This is a genomic window from Massilia sp. P2_C2 (assembly GCF_056404615.1).
Map to the genome: position 1 here is coordinate 1 of NZ_JBFUDR010000050.1, position 20920 is coordinate 20920.

General features: G+C 65.2%; 19 protein-coding genes and 1 tRNA gene. 6 read left to right on the forward strand and 14 right to left on the reverse strand.

Features of this window, described 5'->3' with window-relative positions; translation table 11 throughout:
- From AC1DYX_RS08605 to AC1DYX_RS08615, 3 genes are all read right to left on the reverse strand, one after another.
- The coding region (locus AC1DYX_RS08605; RefSeq protein WP_477258280.1) for an HlyD family secretion protein at window positions 1-524 on the reverse strand (524 nt) is incomplete at its 3' end.
- Window positions 525-540: 16 nt separating this feature from the next.
- Complete coding sequence (locus AC1DYX_RS08610) at window positions 541-2295, reverse strand: MFS transporter (RefSeq protein ID WP_477258282.1); 1755 nt, start codon at window positions 2293-2295, stop codon at window positions 541-543.
- Window positions 2292-2720, reverse strand: a complete 429-nt coding sequence (locus tag AC1DYX_RS08615) for a MarR family winged helix-turn-helix transcriptional regulator (RefSeq protein ID WP_477258284.1) — start codon at window positions 2718-2720, stop codon at window positions 2292-2294. The genes AC1DYX_RS08610 and AC1DYX_RS08615 overlap by 4 nt, the downstream gene beginning before the upstream one ends.
- Window positions 2721-2922: 202 nt before the next feature.
- Here AC1DYX_RS08615 and AC1DYX_RS08620 point away from each other — a divergent pair, with 202 nt between their 5' ends.
- Together AC1DYX_RS08620 and AC1DYX_RS08625 are read left to right on the forward strand one after the other, a co-directional pair.
- Window positions 2923-4170, forward strand: coding sequence for a dienelactone hydrolase family protein (locus AC1DYX_RS08620; protein WP_477258286.1), 1248 nt, complete (start codon window positions 2923-2925; stop codon window positions 4168-4170).
- 234 nt (window positions 4171-4404) lie between these two features.
- Window positions 4405-5601: an esterase/lipase family protein gene (locus AC1DYX_RS08625; RefSeq protein ID WP_477258288.1), complete on the forward strand. Its 1197-nt coding sequence runs from the start codon at window positions 4405-4407 to the stop codon at window positions 5599-5601.
- Window positions 5602-5684: 83 nt separating this feature from the next.
- Here the strand turns inward: AC1DYX_RS08625 and AC1DYX_RS08630 are convergent, their stop codons facing one another.
- The 3 genes from AC1DYX_RS08630 to AC1DYX_RS08640 form a co-directional block, all read right to left on the reverse strand.
- Window positions 5685-7589: a hybrid sensor histidine kinase/response regulator gene (locus tag AC1DYX_RS08630; RefSeq protein WP_477258290.1), complete on the reverse strand. Its 1905-nt coding sequence runs from the start codon at window positions 7587-7589 to the stop codon at window positions 5685-5687.
- Between the two features lie 188 nt (window positions 7590-7777).
- Window positions 7778-8656 (reverse strand): helix-turn-helix domain-containing protein, encoded by an 879-nt coding sequence (locus tag AC1DYX_RS08635; RefSeq protein ID WP_477258292.1) that lies wholly within the window; start codon window positions 8654-8656, stop codon window positions 7778-7780.
- Window positions 8657-8687: 31 nt separating this feature from the next.
- The gene (locus AC1DYX_RS08640) at window positions 8688-9545 is read right to left on the reverse strand and encodes an alpha/beta fold hydrolase (protein ID WP_477258294.1); all 858 of its coding nucleotides are present in this window, start codon (window positions 9543-9545) and stop codon (window positions 8688-8690) included.
- Window positions 9546-9727: 182 nt separating this feature from the next.
- Between AC1DYX_RS08640 and AC1DYX_RS08645 the strand changes: the two genes are divergently transcribed.
- The gene (locus tag AC1DYX_RS08645) at window positions 9728-11983 is read left to right on the forward strand and encodes an ATP-binding protein (RefSeq protein WP_477258296.1); all 2256 of its coding nucleotides are present in this window, start codon (window positions 9728-9730) and stop codon (window positions 11981-11983) included.
- A 30-nt stretch (window positions 11984-12013) separates the two neighbouring features.
- Window positions 12014-12472 (forward strand): response regulator, encoded by a 459-nt coding sequence (locus AC1DYX_RS08650; RefSeq protein ID WP_477258298.1) that lies wholly within the window; start codon window positions 12014-12016, stop codon window positions 12470-12472.
- Window positions 12473-12558: 86 nt separating this feature from the next.
- Here the strand turns inward: AC1DYX_RS08650 and AC1DYX_RS08655 are convergent, their stop codons facing one another.
- On the reverse strand, window positions 12559-14181 hold the full coding sequence (locus AC1DYX_RS08655; RefSeq protein WP_477258300.1) for a response regulator: 1623 nt from the start codon (window positions 14179-14181) through the stop codon (window positions 12559-12561).
- Window positions 14182-14413: 232 nt separating this feature from the next.
- Here AC1DYX_RS08655 and AC1DYX_RS08660 point away from each other — a divergent pair, with 232 nt between their 5' ends.
- Window positions 14414-15268 (forward strand): nuclease-related domain-containing protein, encoded by an 855-nt coding sequence (locus AC1DYX_RS08660; protein WP_477258302.1) that lies wholly within the window; start codon window positions 14414-14416, stop codon window positions 15266-15268.
- Here the strand turns inward: AC1DYX_RS08660 and AC1DYX_RS08665 are convergent.
- The gene (locus AC1DYX_RS08665) at window positions 15256-15594 is read right to left on the reverse strand and encodes a hypothetical protein (RefSeq protein ID WP_477258304.1); all 339 of its coding nucleotides are present in this window, start codon (window positions 15592-15594) and stop codon (window positions 15256-15258) included. The genes AC1DYX_RS08660 and AC1DYX_RS08665 overlap by 13 nt on opposite strands.
- 3 nt (window positions 15595-15597) lie before the next feature.
- Window positions 15598-15945, reverse strand: a complete 348-nt coding sequence (locus AC1DYX_RS08670) for a hypothetical protein (RefSeq protein ID WP_477258306.1) — start codon at window positions 15943-15945, stop codon at window positions 15598-15600.
- 496 nt (window positions 15946-16441) lie between these two features.
- On the opposite strand from AC1DYX_RS08670, the gene AC1DYX_RS08675 reads away from it, so the two are divergent.
- Window positions 16442-16933 (forward strand): Hcp family type VI secretion system effector, encoded by a 492-nt coding sequence (locus AC1DYX_RS08675; protein WP_477258308.1) that lies wholly within the window; start codon window positions 16442-16444, stop codon window positions 16931-16933.
- Window positions 16934-17046: 113 nt separating this feature from the next.
- On the opposite strand, the gene AC1DYX_RS08680 is transcribed toward AC1DYX_RS08675, so the two are convergent.
- The 5 genes from AC1DYX_RS08680 to AC1DYX_RS08700 form a co-directional block, all read right to left on the reverse strand.
- Complete coding sequence (locus tag AC1DYX_RS08680; protein ID WP_477258310.1) at window positions 17047-17391, reverse strand: hypothetical protein; 345 nt, start codon at window positions 17389-17391, stop codon at window positions 17047-17049.
- A 49-nt stretch (window positions 17392-17440) separates the two neighbouring features.
- Window positions 17441-18535, reverse strand: coding sequence for a tartrate dehydrogenase (locus AC1DYX_RS08685; protein ID WP_477258312.1), 1095 nt, complete (start codon window positions 18533-18535; stop codon window positions 17441-17443).
- A 29-nt stretch (window positions 18536-18564) separates the two neighbouring features.
- Window positions 18565-19962 (reverse strand): MFS transporter, encoded by a 1398-nt coding sequence (locus AC1DYX_RS08690; RefSeq protein WP_477258315.1) that lies wholly within the window; start codon window positions 19960-19962, stop codon window positions 18565-18567.
- A gap of 265 nt (window positions 19963-20227) precedes the next feature.
- Window positions 20228-20773, reverse strand: a complete 546-nt coding sequence (locus tag AC1DYX_RS08695; RefSeq protein WP_477258317.1) for a hypothetical protein — start codon at window positions 20771-20773, stop codon at window positions 20228-20230.
- 71 nt (window positions 20774-20844) lie between these two features.
- Window positions 20845-20920: transfer RNA gene (locus tag AC1DYX_RS08700), tRNA-Asn, on the reverse strand.

Genomic DNA, 20920 nt, shown 5'->3' on the forward strand with positions numbered 1-20920 from the left:
GACAGCGAACCATCGGCCGCCAGCTCCTCCACGCGGCGCAGGTCGGCATTGGCGCGCCGGGCCTGGGCGGCCGCGTTGGCGACGGCGGCCTCGTTCTGCGCGATGGTGGCGCTGGCCGTGCGGCGACTCTGCGCGAAATTGGCGAGCGCGGCGCGCTGCGTCGCCAGCTGGGCCTGCGCCTGGTCGAGGCGCTGGCGGTAGATGCGGTCGTCGATGCGCATCAGGAGCTGGCCCTGGCGCACCATCTGGTAATCCTGCACGTCCACTTCGACGATGTAGCCGGACAGCTGCGGGCCGATGATCGTCACCTGCCCGCGCACCTGCGCGTTCTCCGTCGTCTGCAACGCGCTGTGGAAAGGCGGCAGGTTCCAGGCATACAGCACGATGAGGACGCCGATCAGGGCGACGAGGGCGAACAGCAGTCCGCTGGCGATGACGTGGCGATTCGACTTCTGCTGCGTCGTCGTGGCGGCTGTCGTCGCAGTCGCGGTCGTGGTCGTGGTCGTGGTGGTCGATTCTGGCATGGCGGGCAGTCGCGGTTCAGGTTGGAACGGCCGGCACCGGTTCGGGCGGGCGCGGTGCCAGGCGGCGGTCGCCGGACGGCACGGCGATCGGCGAATCGGTCGGATCGGGCGGCCCCGGCGGCGTGGGCGGCGGGGCCGCCGCCGGCGCAGGCGGCGCCACGTATTTCAGCCACAGCGCGCGCCCGAAGATCCAGGCAGCCAGGAAAGTCGCGATGATGGAAATCACGAGGAACACGTCGTTGTAGGCAAGGATGTTGGCTTCGCGCGCGGCCGTCTGGGTCAGCACGGAGATGCCCTGGCGCGTGCGCGCGGACGGATCGGCAAGCTGCCGCGCATACGCCGCCCCGTACTGCTGGATGCGCGTGGCGACGAGCGGGTCGAGGGCAGTCAGTTGCTCGGCCAGCACGGACGAATGGAATTTTTCGCGCATGACCTGGAACGTCCCGAGCAGCGAGGAGCCGATCAGGCCGCCCAGGTTCTGCGTCAGGCCGAACAGCACGGAAAAGCTGATCAGGTTGGCCGGGTTGGCGATCACGGATCCCATCATCGTCAGCAGCAACGGCCCGAGGAACATCACGCCGCCGAACGCGAGCATGCCCTGGCTGACGTACATCTGCGCGGGCCGCGTGACGTTGCTCGCATGCGAATCGATCCACGCGCCCAGCGCCATGATCAATAGCGACACCACCTGCGGCGCCATCAGGTGCGGCGGCCGCACGACGAGCACCGAGACGGCGATCCCGAGGATCGTACTCAGCAGGATGACGACGAACAGCGTCTGCATCTCGTCGTTGTTCAGCCCCACGAGCCGCAGGAAGCCGACGGCGCCCACGCTCTGTTCCGACAGCACCACGCGCACCAGCATCAGCGCGATCCCCAGCCGCACGATCATGCCGTTCGTCAGCCAGCGCAGGTTCAGCAGCGGGTTCGCGCGGTTGTGCTCGACGCAGATCGCGGCCAGCAGCAGCACGATGGCACAGGCCAGCGCGATGCCGACCCATGGCTGCGCCGTCCACCACAGGACGCGGCCGAACGTGAGCGCCGCGCACAGCAGCGCCATGCCGGGCGCGAACAGCGAAAACGTGACGAAATCGGTCGGGCGGAACGCCTTGAAGCGGTCGCCCGGCGGCAATTTGAGCCACAGCACGGCGGCCAGCGTGACGAGCGTCAGCCCCAGTTCGAACAAATACAGGCCGCGCCACTCGGCAAACTGCAGCAGGCTGCGCGAAAAGATGTAGGCGATCGGCTGCGCCAGTTGCGAGATGCCGGTGGAGATCACGATGCCGCGCGGCCGCCACTCCTTCCTGAACGCCTGCAGCGAGTAGTACAGGCCCAGCGTGGACAGCGCCGCGCCCACCATGCCGTGGGCCGCGCGCACGGCGATCGCCGAGCCGAGGTCGTTGACGAACAGGTGGGCGAACGTGACGAGGGCGTACAGCACGAGGAAGAACTCGGTGAACGCGCGCAGGCCGAACTGCTGGCGGAATTTCACCAGCAGCAGGTTCATCGACACGTTCGTCATCACGTACGCCGTCGGCAGCCAGTTGACCTCGGCCGAGAAGACGCCCAGCGTGCCCTGCAGGTTGATGAGGTTGACGGTGACGAGCGCATTGCCCAGGCCGCCCGTCAGCGTGACCAGCGTGCCGATCAGGAAGTAGGCGACGCGGCGCGGCGTCGAGTGCTTCGGAAAGGACGGGCCGCCCGGCAAGGTGGGACGTTCGTCCGGATGCCACTGGCGCGGCGCATATCGGTCCCCCTCGCGGTCGCTCATGCTTCCTCCAGCAGCCGCTGCAGCTCTTCCAGCACGGCCGCCGCCGCGGCCATGGCGGCCATATCGAGCCGTTCGACCGTCAGGCGCCGCAGCGACGCGGCCTGCACGCGCACCTGTCGCGCGAGCGCATCGCCTTGCGGCGTCAGGGCGATGCGCTTGACGCGGCGGTCGCCCGGTTCCGCATCGCGCCGCACGAGCCCGGCTGTGGCGAGGCGGTCAATGGTCGTCACGAGCGTCGCGCCATCCACGCCGAGCCGCCGCGCCAGTTCCCGCTGCGATGGCGGCCCGGCACTGTCCGCCACGGCGGCCAGCGCGTTCCACCCGGCCGACGTCAGGCCGTTCGCCCTCAGGTGGCGTTCGAACGCGACGCGCCACGCACGCGCGCCGCCTTGCAAGGCCTGCAGGAAACGGTCGTCGGTATTCATGCCAAGGAAACATGGGTTGGTCAATCGTTGGTCCGACCGATTATCTGCCCCTTATGGCAGATATGGCCACACACAAAAATTTAGCCCAAGAATTGGTCAGTTCGACATTGCTCTGAAAAATCACGGTGCCTAGAATCAATTCGTTCCGCGAGGCAATCTGTTGCGGGAAAACGAGCAAACCCGGTGAGTTTCCAGAGTTTCTATGCTTAAAGTCCGTCCTTCCGTTCGCAAACTAACGTCCGCATTCATCGCCGCGCTTGCCTTGCTGCCGGGCCTGGCAATCGAAGAAGAACTTCAACTTGATTATCGGATCAATGAGCACATCATCCTGATTCCGGCCGGCCAGGATCACCAGGCCCGCCTGGAGACGACCGTGTTCCAGCCGAACGGCCCGGGGCCGTTCCCGCTCATCATCATCAACCACGGCAAGGATCCGGGCCACCCGAACCTGCAGCCGCGCGACCGCTTCTACCACATGGCCCACGCGTTCGTGGAACGCGGCTATGCGGTGATGGTGCCGATGCGCCAGGGCTTCGCCAATTCGACGGGCACCTACCACGACCACGGCTGCGACATGACGGCCAACGGTTACGCGCAGGCCGACGACATCCGCGCCACCCTCGCCTATGCGCGCGCGCAGAAATGGGTCGATGCCGACCGCATCGTCGTCGCCGGCCAGTCGTACGGCGGCCTGGCCACGATGGCGCTGGGCACCGAGGACCTGCCGGGCGTGCGCGGCCTGATCAACTTCGCCGGTGGCCTGCGCGACGACAGCAATGGCTGCGGCTGGCGTTCGGCCCTCGTGTCCGCCTTCGCCGAATACGGCGCGCAAAACAAGGTGCCGAGCCTGTGGATGTATGGCCAGAACGACTCGCTGTTCTCGCCGGAACTGGTGGCGCGCATGCACGACGCCTTCGAACAGGCCGGCGGCCGCGCCCAGCTCGTCGAATACGCGCCGTTCAAGCGCGATTCGCAYGGCATGCTCGCGAGCCGCGACGGCGAGAAGGTCTGGCTGGCGGACACGATGCGGTTCCTGCAGCAGGTCGGCATGCCGACGAAGATCGTGTACAAGGTGCCGGAACCGCCGCAGCCGCAGGCGACCAATTTCGCCGGCATCGAGGACACCGACGCCGTCCCGTTCCTGTCGGAGAACGGCCGGCGCGCCTACCGCGAATATCTCACCAAGATGACGCCGCGCGCCTTCGCCGTATCGCCCAGCGGCGCCTGGTGCTGGGCCGAGGAAGGCGAGGATCCGGAAGCGCGCGCGCTGGCCACCTGCTCGGCCAAGAGCGACAAGCCGTGCCGCCTGTACTCGGTGGACGAGAACGTGGTCTGGAACCCGGATCTCGCCGAGAAGGCCGCGGTCACGGCGTCGAACACCCCGGCACCTGCAGCCTCCCCGGCCAATGGCGCTGTCGGCAACGCGGCGGGGGTGACGGCGGCGAACTGATCGCATTCGTTACGCGTGGGCACGGGGTGCCACCCTACGATGACCGTAGGGTGGGCGGCCTCCGCCCACGCGGATGTGCGCGATCCGCATACCTCACGATAACGGTGCACACAAACGACGCCGGTGTCGTTTTGTTGCAATGCAGCACCCGATTCGCCATCCCAGTCGAGGCAGCGCAAACTCTTTACCGCATATCAAACCGACAATGGGCTCCGCCACGTCACGGAGAACCCCATGTTGCGACTGACGAAACTCTGCGCCAGCGCGCTGCTGGCGTTCGCCGCCCTGCTGGCCGGACAGGCCCGCGCGGCCAATAACGATCCCGTCGTGCTCGTGCACGGCGTCCTCGGCTTCGGGCCCAACGAGCATCCGCTCGGCAGTTTCCTGTACTGGGGCGGCTATGGCAACATCGCCGCCCACATGACCGTCTACCACGGTCCACATACCATCTTCACGGCCCAGGTCGGCGCCATCGCGTCCAACTGGGACCGTGCCGCCGAACTGTACGCCCAGATCAAGGGGGGCTGCGTCGACTATGGCGCCCACCATGTCGCGCGCTACGGCTACCCCGGCCAGCAACAGAAACCGCCCGGCAAATGCTGGGCCGCCGACCCGGCCAACAATCCGGAAAACTATCCCCTCGCGTTTTACCCGCAATGGGATGCCGCGCATCCCCTGCACATGATCGGCCACAGCCAGGGCGGCACGACGATCCGCGCCCTGATCCAGTTGCTCGAGCACGGCTCCCCGGACGGCGACGAGGGTGGCGGCGAGCTCTACAAGGGTGGCAAGGTCGGCTGGATCAAAAGCGTCGTCACGATCTCCGCGCCGCACGACGGCACCACGCTGCGCGACGCCGTGCTCGACGTGCTGCCCAACCTGCGCAGCCCCTTGCGCGACATCCTCGACAACGAACTCGCACACTGGGAACTGGCGCCGGACGGCGCGCGCGAATTCAACCGCTGGGCGCTGACTTCACCCTCGGTCTATTATTTCTCGGTGGGGACGCTCGCGACGGAAGCCGGTGCGTGGTGCTGCAACGGCACCGACCGCCTCCTCGCGCCCGTGCAGAACGTCCAGTTCCAGTATCCGCGGGCCGACATGATCCCGTACTTCAAGCTGTTTGCAGGCGAATGGATCGTCGGTGCACTGGCCCAGCCGGGCATGGGGTCGTACACGCAGAACGCGCCGGGACGGGTGCGCATCGACAGCGCCTGGTTCCCGAACGACGGCGTCGTCAACACCGTCAGCATGCGCGCGCCGAGCGGGCATCCGGTGCGCGACTACGATGGCAAGCCCGTGCGCGGGACGTGGTTGTTCCTCGGGACGTATCGCGGGTACGACCATTTCGACATCCTGAATTGGCCGAACCCCGGACCGTCGGCGGATCCGATCTATGACCGGATCAGCGACATCATTTTCGGATTGTAGGGTGGGCGGCCCCCGCCCACGCGTGACGCATGCGGTATGTTGGCGTTACGCGTGGGCACAGTGTGCCCACCCTACGCAAATCATTACATCGCAGTTCTCAGGGTACGCGCGAGGTCGGCGAGGCGATACGGCTTGTTGACGAACGCGAACTCGCTCAAGTCCACGCCATGCCGCTGCCTGAGGGCCGGCAGCGGATAGCCGGACGCCAGCATGATCTTGGTGGACGGGTAGTGCTCGCGCGTGTAGGTGGCCAGCTCGATGCCGTTCATCCCGTTCGGCATCACGACGTCGGTGAACAGGATGTCGACGTCGCGCTGTTCCATCACGTCGATCGCCTCCTGCCCGCTGGCCGCCGTCATCACTTCGTAGCCCATGCTGGTGAACAGCGAGGCCGCGACGTCCATCAGGTCCGGCTCGTCCTCGACGATCAGCACGCGCTCCGTGTGCTCGGCGCTCTGCTCCTCGACGGGATTGACGGCCGCCGGCAGGTAGATCGACACGGTCGTGCCCTCGTCCTGCCTGCTGTCGATGACGACCTCGCCGCCCGACTGCTTGATGAAGCCGTAGACCTGCGACAAGCCCAGGCCCGTCCCCTTGCCGACTTCCTTGGTCGTGAAGAACGGCTCGAACGCGCGCGCCACCACGTCGGGCGGCATGCCGGTGCCCGTATCGCTCACCGTCACGCGCACGTATTCGCCCGGCGGCAGGCCGGGAGGCTGCTGGCCGTCCGCCGCGACGTTGCCCGTCGCGATCCGCAACCGTCCACCTTCCGGCATGGCGTCGCGTGCATTCACGACGAGGTTCAGCAGCGCCGACTCGAGGCGGGCGCTGTCGATGACGGCGCTGTGGGCCTTGCGGTCGAGGTCGATCACGAAGTCGATCGCCGGATTGCCGGCGCGGCGCAATACGGGCTCGAAGCCACGGATGATGCCGTTCAGGTTGCGCGTCTCCGCCTGCAGCGGCTGCTGGCGCGCGAACGCGAGCAGTTGCTGCGTGAGGCGCGCGCCGCGGTCGATGGCGCGGCGCATGCTCTCGAGAGTGCGCACATCGCTCTCGCCCCGCTGCAGGCCCAGCACCTCGATGCCGCTGGACAGCACGGACAGCAGGTTGTTGAAGTCGTGCGCGACGCCGCCCGTGAGCTGGCCGATCGATTCCATCTTCTGCGCCTGGTACAGCGCGATGTTGGCTTTTTCCAGCGCCTCGTCCGCCTTCTTCTTTTCCGTCAGGTCGCGCGTGAGCTTGGCGAAGCCCAGCAACGTGCCGTCATCATCGTGGATGGCGTCAATGACGACGTGGGCCCAGAAGCGCGAGCCATCCTTGCGCACGCGCCAGCCTTCGGCCTCGAAGCGGCCCGTCGTGCCGGCCGTCTCCAGCGCCCGCCGCGGCACGCCCGACGCTTGTTCGTCCGCCGTGTAGAAGCGCGAAAAATGGCTGCCGGTGATCTCGTCCTGGCTGTAACCATGGATGCGCTCGGCGCCCGGGTTCCAGTTGGTCACGGTCCCTTCCGGCGACAGCATGAACAGCGCATAGTCCGTCACGCCGTTCACCAGCAGGCGGAAGCGCCGCTCGCTCTCGCGCAGGGCATCCTCGGCGCGCTTGCGTTCAGTGACGTCGCGGGTGACCTTCGCAAAGCCCAGCAGCACGCCCTCTTCGTTGTAGATCGGGTCGATCACGACGTGCGCCCAGAAGCGTGACCCATCCTTGCGCACGCGCCAGCCCTCGGCCTCGTACTTCCCTTCCTTCAGTGCGATCGCCAGCGCGCGCGCGGGCTTGCCCGCCTCGCGGTCCTCGGGCGTATAGAAGCGGGAGAAATGTTCCCCCAGGATTTCCTGCGCAACATACCCCTTGAAACGGTTAGCGCCAGCATTCCAACTGCTGACATAGCCGTTCGGGTCGAGCATATAGATGGCGTAGTCGCTGATCCCGGAGATCAGGTACTGGAAGCGTCGCTCATCCGCCCAGGATTGCTTTACGGTCTGATCGTTCATGTACTGCGGTTATAGGGTCTGGAAAGGTGTCGAAACCAGCCCATCATACACCGCAGGAAAAACGCTCGCGCGCGCTGTAAGACACGAATTTCACATTGTCAATTTTGCCTTTTCTTAGCGTCGAAAAAGCTGCATTTCCGATGAATGTTCACCAAAAACCACCGAATTTGATGAGCTAACCGGACATGTCACGACGTTCCCTCACAGAAACGATTACGGAACCAGTCGGCCGTGGCGGCATCGGCGGGAAAGAATGCCTCCAGCCGCAGCTCGTGCACGGTGACGTCGTGCGGGGTGCCGAGCGTCGTGATCGTCGTGAACAGGTTCAGCACGGCGCCCTCGTGCGCGATCGTCAGCGGCAGGAACGGCAGTGCGCGCCGGTCGAGGTTCGGCAGATGCCCTTCCGCCGCCTGCCCCACCCCTGCCATGCCCGGCAAGGCGGACAGCTCGGCCAGCAAGGCCGTCGCTTCGCTGCCGGGACCGTCGGCCATGGCTTCGCGCTGGATCCACAACAGGCTGTCGGCGCACACGGCCTGCCAGTTGACGAGGCGCGGCCGCAGCCCGTTCGGGTCGAGCATCAGGCGCAGCACGTTGATCGAGCCGTCGCGCGGGATCGTCGCTTCCGCCGGCAGGCCCAGCAGCCATTTCATGAAGCCGGCGGCGGGCTCGTTGAACATCACGAGATTCCACAACCGGTCCACGACGAGGGCGGGAAACGGCGCCTGCTGGCGCAACATGAAATCGAGCGCCTGCATGACGGCAGACAATTCCGGGTCGGACAGGTTGCGCTCCTGGTAGGCCGGGGCGAAGCCGGCCGCCAGCAGCATCGCGTTGCGCTGGCGCAGCGGCACGTCGAGCACGATCCCAAGCTTGAGGACGAGGTCGCGGCTCGGCTGCGACCGTCCGCTTTCCAGGAAGCTCAGGTGGCGCTGCGAGACGCTGGCGTCCACGGCCAGGCGCAGCTGGCTGACGCCGCGCCGCGTGCGCCAGTAGCGCAGCGCCGAGCCGAAGTCGCTGAAGTAGCCATCCGGGCGCGCCTGCGCCGCCTCCGCGTGTCCGTCCTGCATGGCATGTCCGTAACGATATAAAAGCGTCAATTTAGTCTCCGGCGCGGACGAACTCAAGCAATTCGCCATTGACCTGCTCCACGTGCGTGAGGAACATGCCATGCGCCGCATCCTCATACACCACGAGGCGGCAGTCCGGCACGCGGGCGGCCGTGCGCCTTGCCGTCAGGTCCAGCGGCGCGGATACGTCGCGCGCGCCGGCGATCAGCAGCACCGGCACGTCGATGGCTTCCAGTTCCGCGCCGAGGTCCGATTCCTGCACGACGACGTGGCAGTCGTGCAGCGCCTGCAGGGAACACTGCAGGGCCATCTGCGCGAGCCAGTCGCGCATGCGCGGGCCGGCGCCGGGGACGAACGGTTCGACGTTCTCGTCGATCCAGCGCGGGAAGTCGTGCAGCAGCTGCATGCTGCGGAACTGTTCCAGCAGCGCCGGATCGACGCCCTGCGGGTTCGATGCACTCAGGGTGATACCCGGCGTCATCGGCCCGAGCATGGCCACCTGGCGCACGCGCGCGCTGCCATGGCGCGTGAGATGGCGCACGATCTCGTTGCATCCCATCGAGTGGCCGACCAGCACGACGTCGCGCAGGTCGAGGGCTTCGACGACGGCCGCGATATCGTCGGCCAGCGTATCGAGGTCGTAGCCGCCGCCCGGGTCGGACGAGCGGCCGTGGCCGCGCCGGTCGAAGGCGATGCAGCGCAGGCCCCGGCGGGCCAGCGCCATCATCTGGTAGCCCCAGGAATCGGATGCCATCGACCAGCCGGATACGAACAGCACGGGGCGGCCGCGGCCCCAGTCGCGGTAGTACAGATCGACGTCGCCGGCGGCGATCGTGTTCGGACGGCTCGTATAGGCCCGGGCCGGGCGGATGTGGCGTGCGGTTTCCATGCTGGTCTCCTGCGGTGGTTGACGATGGAGCCAGTGTGCCCGCCGGGGCACGGCGCGGCGATTACCTGCCAGGTAATGGCTGGATGCGGTGCCCGCCAAATAATTGACGTTTGGCTTTTCATTGTAAAATGCCGGCCTGGTAACCCGACGATTCAAACGCTGTTCCTCACCGCCGTCCGCCCATGAACCAGGCCGTCACCGCTCCCGTCCTCGACCTGTCGACCTGCGACAAGGAACCGATCCGCACGCCCGGCAGCATCCAGCCGCATGGTTTCCTGCTGACGCTGGCCGCCGACCTGGTCGTGCTGCAGGCCAGCGCCAACCTCGGCGGCTGGACCGGCGTGGCGGCGATCGACGCCATCGGCCGGCCGCTGGCGTTCGTGCTCGGCGACGCGGCCGCGCGGAAGCTGGCCTCCGAACTGGCGGTGGAGCTGGGCCCGCGCCCGTTGTACGTGGGCACGGTCACGACGGGCAACGGCCGCCACTTCGATGTGCTGGCCCATCGCTGGGACGGCGTCACCATCGTCGAATTCGAAAGCGTCGACCGCGCGGAACCGGCCGATTTCCGCCACCTGTATCCACTCATCGGCGACTTTTTGCTGAAGGTGAACGACGCCAGCGGCATCGAAGCGCTGGCCGCGCTGGCATGCCAGCACATCCGCTCGGTGACGGGCTTCGGCCGCGTGCTCGTCTACCGGTTCGACGCCGACGGCCACGGCCACGTGATGGCGGAAGCGCGCGACGAGCGTTACCACTCGTACCTGGGACAGCGCTTCCCCGCGTCCGACATCCCGGCCCAGGCGCGCGCCCTGTACAAGCTGTCGCGTATCCGTTTGATCCAGGATGCCAACTACGTGCCTGCGCCGCTCGTGCCGGCGCTGAACCCCGTCACGGGCCAGCCCAACGACCTGTCGTTCGCGGCGCTGCGCAGCGTCTCGCCCGTGCACCTGCAGTACATGCGCAACATGAACACGCTGGCGTCGATGTCGGTGTCGCTGATGGTCAAGGGCAGGCTGTGGGGCCTGATCTCGTGCCACAACGAGACGCCGACGCCGGTCGCGTTCGAGAAACGCACCGCGTGCGAACAGCTGGGCCAGATCCTCGCACTGTGCATCGAGTCGCGCGAGGACGCGGCCGACCTGCAGTTCCGCCTCGAGGTCCGGCGCACGATGGTCGCGATGCTGGCCGGCCTCACGCAGGGCAGCGACTTCATCGAGAACCTGTCGCACGTCTTCCCCGACCTGCTGCGCTTCGCGCGCGCGTCGGGCGTGGCGATCATGATCGACGACCGCATCCTGACCTATGGCGACACGCCCGAACAGGACGATATCCAGGCACTCGTCGACTGGCTCACCCTGCACGATCAGCGCGACGTGTTCCACACCGACAAGCTGTCCACGCTGTATCCGCCGGCGGAGAGGATGACCCGCAACGCCAGCGGCCTGCTGGCGATGYCGATCTCGCGCATCCACAAGCACTACCTGCTGTGGTTCCGCGCCGAATACGTGCACACGATCGAGTGGGCCGGCAATCCGCATGCGAAGGAACCTGCGCCGGGCGCCGTGTCCGGCGCCCCGCCCGCGCAGCTGTCGCCGCGCACGAGCTTCGCCGCCTGGCGCGAGACGATCCACGGCACCAGCCAGCCGTGGCACGAGGGCGAGATCGAACTGGCGCTGGAATTCCGCACCGCCCTGCTCGGCATCGCGCTCGAACGCGCCGAGCAGATGGCCGAACTGGCCGAGGAACTGGGTCGCGCCAACAAGGAACTGGAAGCGTTCTCGTATTCCGTGTCGCACGACCTGCGCGCGCCGCTGCGCCACATCGTCGGGTTCGCGGACCTGCTGCTCGAATCGGCCGGCAGCGAGGACACCCAGCAGCGCCAGCGCTTCCTCAAGAACATCAAGGAAGCGGCGCGCCTGGCCGGCAAGCTGGTCGACGACCTGCTGTCGTTCTCGCAGATGGGCCGCGCGTCGCTGCATCCGACGACGGTCGACATGGGCGACCTGGTGGCGGCCTGCCTCGACAAGCTGGCGCTGGAAGTCCGCGGCCGCGACATCGAATGGGACATCGGGCCGCTGCCCACGATCTGGGCCGACCCGACGTTCCTGCACCTGGCGATGTTCAACCTGCTGTCGAACGCCGTCAAGTTCACGGGCCAGCGCGACCGGGCCGTGATCCGTGTATCCTGCGAAGACCATCCGGACGAATGGGTGTTCCACGTGGCCGACAACGGCGCCGGCTTCAACATGGAATATGTCCACAAGCTGTTCGGCGTGTTCCAGCGCCTGCACCGGATGGAAGATTTCGAGGGCACGGGCATCGGCCTGGCGAACGTGCGCCGCATCGTCGAGCGCCACAACGGCCGCGTCTGGGCCGAATCCGTGCAGGGCGAGGGCGCGACCTTCTCGTTCGCCCTCCCGAAACAGCCCCATCATTGAACGCTCATTGAACGCTATCCGAAGATTGCCATGCTCAAGCCCATCCTCCTGGTCGAAGACAACCCGAACGATCTCGAGCTGACGCTGATCGCGCTGTCGAAAAGCCAGCTCGCCAACCAGGTCGTCGTCGTGCGCGACGGCGCCGAAGCCCTGGACTACCTGCACCGCCGCGGCGAATACGCGTCGCGAGCGGCCGGCAACCCGGCCGTCGTGCTGCTCGACCTGAAACTGCCGAAGGTGGATGGCCTCGAAGTGCTACGCAATATCCGCAGCACGGACGGCCAGAAGAGCCTGCCGGTCGTGATGCTGACGTCGTCGAAGGAAGAACAGGACCTGGTGCGCAGCTACGAACTGGGCGTGAACGCCTACGTCGTCAAGCCCGTCGACTTCGCCGAATTCGTGCGCGCGATCGCGGACCTGGGTATCTTCTGGGCCGTGCTGAACGAACCGCCGCCGGGGTCGCAGCGTTACGTCAAGCCCAACAAATAATCACATGCATGGTGGGCACGGGGTGCCCACCCTACGGCACTCCGATACACGTAGGGTGGGCTCCCCGAGCCCACCACACGGAAGCGTTACGACGACATTACGGCGGATACGATCTGCCGCCGCCGCAGCAGATGCCGGATCCGCGCGCTGAGCGCATCCGGGTGGTACGGCTTCTGCAACAGGTGCACGGACGCCTCCAGCTTCCCTTCGTGGGCCAGCACGCCCTCCGCATACCCCGACGTGTACAGGATCTGCGCCTGCGGCAGCCGCGCCCGCACGACGTCGCCCAGCTGCAGGCTGCTCACCGGCCCCGGCATGATCACGTCCGTGAACACGAGGTCGATGTGCCGGCCGCTCTCCACGATCTCGACGGCCGTCGCCRCATCCGGCGCTTCCAGTACCTTGTAGCCCAGCGCGGACAGGATGCCGCATGTCGTGCCGCGTACGTCTTCCTCGTCTTCGACGACGAGGATGGTCTCGATGCCGCCCAGCAGCGGCCCCGCCGACACCTGGTCCGCGTACACGGGCTCCGCCTCGCTGCGCGGCAGGTAGATGCGCACGCTGGTGCCCTTGCCCGGCTCGCTGCGCAGGATGATCTCGCCGCCGGACTGCTTGACGAAACCATAGGCCATCGACAAGCCGAGCCCGGTCCCCTGCCCCGTCGGCTTGGTCGTGAAGAACGGCTCGAACGCACGTTCCAGGACTTCGGGCGGCATGCCCTTGCCCGTGTCGACCACTTCGATCAGCACATAATGGCCGGGCGCGACTTCGGGCGGCAGCAGGCCGTCGGGCCCGACGTTGGCGGCGCGGATCGTCAGCGTGCCGCTGCCGGCCATCGCATCGCGCGCATTGATCGCCAGGTTCAGCAGCACGTTGTTGAGCTGGCTGGGATCGACGAGGGTGCTGCCCAGGCCGGCCGCGATCTCGGTGACGACGCGCGCCCGCGGACCGAGCACGCGGCGCATCATGTCGTCCATCTCGCGCAGCAGGTGGCCCGGATTGATCACGACGGCCTGCAGCGGCTGGCGGCGCGCGAACGCGAGCAGGTGCGACGACAGCTTGGCGCCGCGTTCGACGCCGGCCAGCGCCATGTCGACGCGCGCCTTGCCGGCCTCGTTCAAATTGCCCACCAGCTTCAGGAGCTGCAGGTTGCCGCCGATGATCTGCAGGACGTTGTTGAAGTCGTGCGCGACGCCGCCCGTCAGCTGGCCGATCGCTTCCATCTTTTGCGCCTGGTGCAGCGCCGACTGGCTGGCGGCCAGTTGCTCCTGGCTGAGCCGGAGCGACACGAACGCAGCATCGCGCTGGCGCCGCGCGATGCACGCATCGCTGTGGTAGCGCACGCGCGCGACGAGCTCGCGCGGATCGGGCCATTTGACGAGGTAGTCGTTGGCGCCGACGGCGAAGGCTTTCGCCTTGATCTCGGGATCTTCTTCGGACGACAGCATGACGACGGGCACGTGCTCCGTGTCCTTGTCGGCGCGCAGGCGGCGCGTGACTTCGAAGCCGTCGATCTCCGGCATGCGCAGGTCGACGAGCACGACCGTCGCGCCGACCTCCTTGGCCAGCTCGACCGCCATGCCGGGATTGCGCGCATAGCGCAGCGCAAACGAGGCACAGCCCTTCATGCCGTGGGAAATGATGTCCTCGGCAAAGGGTTCATCGTCGATGAGGAGAACCGAGCAGGCGCTGGTGTCTTCTTGGTTCATTGCAACTGCGGACAGGTCGGCATTAAGAACGGAACCAGAATTGCAAAATAGTAAGCTTTGATTTTACACCAAGCCCGACCGTGGGCGGAGCCCGATTCAATCGTGCGCGGCAGCGATGTCACTCTGACATCTCGCAGATCGGAACAACTTACTCGATCAGGCAATGCATTACGAAATATTCTACCCCTTGGGTTCAATATCAAAATACCAAAAACAATTTCTTTGAGGTATCATGCGCTTTTTCATGGAGCGCAGATTGTTCGATCCACTGTCCTTGTCAAGCAGCCTTGCCCTTGCCTATTGGTGGGCCATTCCCCTGATCGCGCTGGCGACGCTGGCACGACTCTCCGTCGTCAAAGGCTGGATCGGTGAAGCCATCCTGCACGTTACTCTGCGCCTGCAATTACCGCGCGAGCATTACCACCTGCGCCGTAACCTGACGTTGCCGACATCCGATGGCAGTACGCAGATCGACCACGTCGTCGCGTCACGATACGGCGTCTTCGTCATCGAAACGAAAAACTACGGAGGCTGGATCTTCGGCAAGCCGCTCGACAAAATGTGGACTCAGAAGTTCCCGTACTGCAGCAGTGCCTTCCAGAACCCGCTGCACCAGAACCATAAACACGTGCGCACGCTGGCCGAGCTGGCGGACATCGGCGACGCGGCCCTGTTTTCACTGGTCGTGTTCGTCGGTTCATCGACGTTCAAGACACCGATGCCGCCGAACGTCACGCATTTGCGTGGCTGCCTGGCTTACATCCGCGCTCACCAGGCCACGCTGCTGGACGACGCCGAAGTCGCACRCATTCTCGATCGTATCGATGGCAGTCGACTCGAACCGTCCTGGCGCACGCACGCGGCCCACGTCAAACACGTGCGCGCGCTGCGGACGCGGCGGGAACCGCAAACGGCAGCGAAACCGCAGCAGCCAGGGTGTCCAGACTGCGGCGGGGCGCTCGACGATTATGTCTACAAGACCGGCACGAAAACAGGGCAAGCGTTCCGTGGCTGCACCCGTTTCCCTGCATGCAAGTACCGCGTCGAACTGCAGACCGATGAAGCCAGTCCTGGCTATCCCGCATGACGTCCCGGTCGGCCAGGCGAGGCTGGAACCTGGGCCGCTTCGATGGCGGGCTCGAACTCGTCCAGACGCTGCATCACGTCAAGACTTTTCGCGTACTTTCTTTTCAGTTGCGCGAGGTCCTTGTCCGTTCCCTTGCACAGCTTTTGTATTTCCCGATTTACCTCCCGCATACGTCGCTTGTCGCCCGGATCGGGTATTTCTCCGCGCATGTGATCACAGCCCTCGCGCCGGTCTATGAAGTTTTGCACGTCACGCGGAAAGGGCTCATCGGCCCGCCCAGGCGACAGCGTTACCAATAAGGAGACGGCCAAAATCAGCTTTCTCATTATTCATGCTCCATTATCTGACCAATGTGGATCGTCGCGTCCGGCACGGTTGTATTTGATGACACCGTAGCCTTCTCCAACTCGACGTAATTGCAAGTTAAGTCCGGAACGCGGCGATGTTAGAATTTGAATGATATTGCCACATGCATCAGGAATCGTGAGCGTACCGCTCCAGCGGATATTCATGTCGATTCCGTAACCGAGAGTGTGACGCGATTGCAGCGCTGGCGCGACACCCAGACGCTGAATATTGAATCCATAAACCATTTCCCGGGCCGCAGCCACGGATAATGGGCGTGAGTAATTTCCCGCCGCATCTTCATGCATCCAATTGATGTCAACACCGTCCATTGCGGGTACTTGGGCAGGGTCCAGGTCTCGCTTGACGATCAACCAAGACCAGTGCATAAGATAAGCTCTCTGGGGAGGCCGAAAGGTGGCTGCTATCGTTACTGTGGCGCCTGATGCACGGAGAGCCTCAACAAAGGCTTCGGCCTTGTCGCGGAACGTTCCCCTCAGGTCTCTGAGAGACATACTGCCGCGGTACCGTTCAACCCATCGAACCCCACTCATCTCTCCACTCCCGCCCCCCGGACGTCTGCCTGGATGCCTTTCCTGTGACCTGATCTGCATTCTCCCTCCTTTCAGCATCTATCACATAAGAAGCCAATTGAATGATGAAATAATGCTCCAGATGTTGAGACTGCTCAGCGCAGATACAGAAGAGCATGCATAAAAATTGCGCAAATTTAATTGCTGAGTCTAACGATTTTTGATTCAAATTAAGTGCATCGAGCAAAATTATTTCAACATAGAGCGCTCACTTGACAATCAAAAGGAGATTGACATGGCCATTGATGTTTATTTACTAATTGACGGCATCAAAGGAGAATCGCAGGATGAACGACATAAAGACTGGATCGAGTGCACATCTGTGAATTGGGGGATCATTCAACCAAAAAGCGCAACAGCATCGACTGGGGGCGGGCATACTGCGGAGCGTGCGGAACTGCGAGAAATCACCTTTAATAAAATTGCGGACCTGGCCTCACCGATCCTGATGCAGACATGTGCCATGGGCAAAACCATACCGAAGGCCAAGTTCGAGTTCATGCGTGCAGACGGTCAAGGTGTACCGATCAAATATTTCGAAATCGAACTAGAAAACGTACTGATCGGAGAAATTCACCCTGCCATCGAATCCGGTACGTTTTTGGGCGAAAACGTCGGCCTGAAATTTTMAAAGGTCAAGTGGAAATACACACAGCAAAAAATCGCCGGCGGAGTTGGAGGAAGCACGGTTGGCGGCTGGGACTTGGCGGCCAACAAGGTCGCGTAGACTTTCCCCGAACGTTGGACGTCCTCCCCTCAGATAAACATCTTGGTGGAGGCAGAAATGGATGGTCGCCCAAGGCCGAGCCGCCCCGGGCTCGGCCTTTAATGCGGTCCGGGTTATCTTCCTCCCCTTTTCTTGTTCGCAGTAAACGTCCGCGCATAAAACCCCGGCGGCTTCTTCGCCACCCAGTCGATGAACGCGCGGATGTCCTCATCCTGCCGCAACGCCTCCCACGTGTGATACGCGCGCAGCAGTTCGCGTTCGGAAAAGGTCGCGTGGATCTTGCGATGACAGATCTTGTGGATGGGGAATTGCTCCCTGCCCTTCAGCGATTTCGGGACCAGGTGGTGGCGGTCGATGTTGACCGTGCCGAGCGGCCGGCCGCACAGTGGACAGGGGCTGTCCGGCGGGGGTGGCTGCGGCGGATCGGGGATGTCGGGAATGCGGGAACGGCGCGCCATAGACCACATAGATCGAGGCCGCCGGCCCCGGTTTAAAGAGCAGCCAGCCTCAGCCGCGTACCCGCGCCGCGATGGCGTCGCCGACCTCGACCGTCGTCGCCGTGCCGCCCAGGTCGCCCGTGCGCGGACCGTCGCGCAGCACGGCCTCGATCGCCGCCAGGATCGCGTCGTGCGCCTCGCCGCAGCGGGGGTCGGGGTCGGCGCCGGCCGCGAGGAAGGCGAGCATCATCGCGCCCGACCAGATCATCGCGATGGGGTTGGCGATGCCCTTGCCGGCGATGTCCGGCGCGGAGCCGTGCACGGGCTCGAACAGCGACGGGAACGCGCGGTCCGGGTTCAGGTTGCCCGACGGTGCCAGGCCGATCGTGCCCGTGCACGCCGGGCCGAGGTCGGACAGGATGTCACCGAACAGGTTCGAGGCCACGACGACGTCGAAGCGGTCGGGCTGCAGCACGAAGCGCGCGGTCAGGATGTCGATGTGCTGCTTGTCGACCGTCACCTGCGGATAATCGGCGTGGATCGCGTCCGCGCGGCCGTCCCACCACGGCATGCTGATGGCGATGCCGTTCGATTTCGTCGCCACGGTCAGGTGCCTGCGGCGGCGCGCGTTGGCCAGCTCGAAGGCGTAGCGCAGCACGCGGTCGGTGCCGTGGCGCGTGAACACGGATTCCTGGATCACCATCTCGCGCTCGGTGCCCGGGAACATCACGCCGCCCAGGTTCGTGTACTCGCCTTCCGTATTCTCGCGCACGACGAAGAAATCGATGTCGCCCGGCTTGCGGCCGGCCAGCGGGCACGGCACGCCCTCGAACAGGCGCACGGGACGCAGGTTGATGTACTGGTCGAATTCACGCCGGAACCTGAGCAGCGAACCCCACAGCGAGACGTGGTCCGGCACCAGCGCCGGCCAGCCGACGGCGCCGAAATAGATCGCATCCATCCCGGACAATTGTTCCTTCCAGTCGGGTGGCATCATCTCGCCGTGCTGGATATACCAGTCGCAACTGGCCCACGGGAAATGCGTGAATTCGAGTTGCAGGTCGAAGCGCTCGGCCGCGGCCGCCAGTACCTTCAGGCCTTCCGGCAGGACTTCCTTGCCGATGCCGTCGCCGGCGATGGCGGCGATCTTGAAACGTCGTGTCATATGTTCTTTCTTTCAGCTGATTGATCCGGTCACACGGCCGGCGCCGCGACGACGAGGCGCGAAAAGCTGGCCACGCTGGCCGCGAACGAGAACGCAGCGGCCAGTCCGAGCGCGAACCAGGGACCGCGCACGTGCGAAATGGTAAGACAGAATGCCACCAGCGCGGCGCCCGTCGCCTGGCCCGTCAGGCGCGCGGTGGCGACCATGCCGCTGGCGCTGCCCGCGCGGGAAGCCGGTGCGCTGCCCATGATCGCCTTCACGTTGGGTGCCTGGAAGAAGCCGAAGCCGATGCCGCATACGGCCATGCGCCAGCCGATGTCGAGGGCCGTCGGCGCCGCCGGGAGGGCCATCATCGCCACGAGGCCGGCCGCGAGGATCAGCAAACCGATGCCACCCAGCAGCCCCGGCGAATAACGGTCGCTGAGCCGCCCCGCGACGGGCGCCATCACGCCGACGAGCACGGGCCACGGCGTCATCAGGAAGCCCGTCTCGACGGGTGAACGGCCCAATGTGGTCTCGAAGAAGAACGGCAGCGCGACGAATGCGAGCGCCTGCGCGGCGAAGGTGCAGATGGCGGTGATCGTCGACAATGCGAACAGCGGCCGGCGGAACAGGTCCACGGGCAGCAGCGGCGCCGGATGGCCGCGCTCGCGCCGCAGCAGCAGGCCGAAGAACACGAACGCGAGCACGGCTTCCGGCAGCAGCGTCTGCATGCCCACGCGGTGAGCGGCGTCGCCCAGCGCCAGCACGGCCAGCGCGAATGCGATCACGTTGTACAGGCCGGCGACGCGGTCGACGCGGTGGGTGGCGCGGCGGGTTTCCGGCAGTACCTTGCGCGCCAAGAAGAAAGCAACGATGCCCGGCAAGACGTTGATGCCGAACAGCCACTCCCATGAGGAAAACTCGAGGATGACGGACGCGAGGCTCGGCCCGAGTGCGAAGCCGATGGCGACGACGAGCGCGTTGTTGCCGAAGCCCCGTCCTTGCAGGCGGGACGGGTATGTGGCACGCAGCAGCGCCGTGTTGACGCCCATGATGGCGCTGGCCCCGAGGCCCTGGAACAGCCGCGCGACGATCAGCGCGGGCAGCGACCACGCGAGCGCGCATGCGAGCGAGGCCAGCGTGAACAACGCCATGCCCGCGACGTAGACGCGGCGGTAGCCGATGGTTTCGCCCAGCGCCGCGATCGGCAGCAACGTGGCGACCATGGCCAGCTGGTAGGCATTCACGATCCACACCGAATCGGCCGGCGTGGCGTGCAATTGTTGCGCCATCGCGGGCAACGCGGTGTTGGCGATGGCGGTATCGAGTGCCGACATGCCCACGCCGAGCGCGATGGCAATAAAGGCCCAGGTGCGCGGGCCTGCGGGTAGCCCGTCCTGGTGTCCGTCCTGTTCGAGAGACGTTGTATTGACTGAAGCCTGCATGCTCGATCCTGACGGCAAAGGATCGATTGTAGGCCGGATGCGCAAAGCCTGCTGAGGCCGCTTCCCTGTGTTTACGCCATGGACGCGCCGCCTCGACGATGGCGACGGTTCAGCAGGCGCTCGGCTTGACCCGTTCGACTTCGAGCCCCGTTTCTCTGCCCGCGCGATCCGCACGCCATATCACCGGCCGCGTCGCGCGTCGCATGCACTGCGCGATGGCATGGCGCGGCCCTTGATGGCCTTGTTCGTTTGCCTTTACGAAAACTCAGGGCGTGCACAGGAACGGCTTCGGCGCCGCCACCGGCACCGCCTGCGCGGACACGAGGCCGTCCGGCAGCGCCGGCAGCGCCTGGCGGATCGCGGCACGTTCGACGTCGAGATTGCCCGTACGCGTCGCGCGTCCGTCCTTGCCGTAGATGAAATCGCCGAGGTAGACGGCACGTCCCGCGGGCGCGCGGAACGCGACGCTGTCGCCGTTCAGTTGCGCGCCGTTCATCGGACTGTACACATAGCTGCCGGGCGCCACGTCGAACGCGAAATAATGGATGCCGGACGCCGCCGCGGACACGGTCGCGTCGACGCGGTTGAAGCGGAAGCAGTTGCCGGTGATGTTTTGCTGCGCGAGGCTGTATTCGGCCAGCTGCACCGCGTAGCGCGGATAAGGCCACTGCCCCTCGACGCCGACGCCGTAGACGATCACGGCGCGGTCCGCGCCCGGCTTGCCGCCGGCCGCCAGCGGCACCGTGGAACTGATCGTGCAACCGGCGAGCGTGACCGCCAGCGCGATCGCATACCATTGAAATCCGGACATTCATACTCCTTCGCTGGACCGCACGGCAAAAAGGCCGTGTACTGCTGAACAATACACGGCCTTTCGAATTCTGGCTCCCCGACCTGGACTCGAACCAGGGACCTGCGGATTAACAGTCCGTCGCTCTACCGACTGAGCTATCAGGGA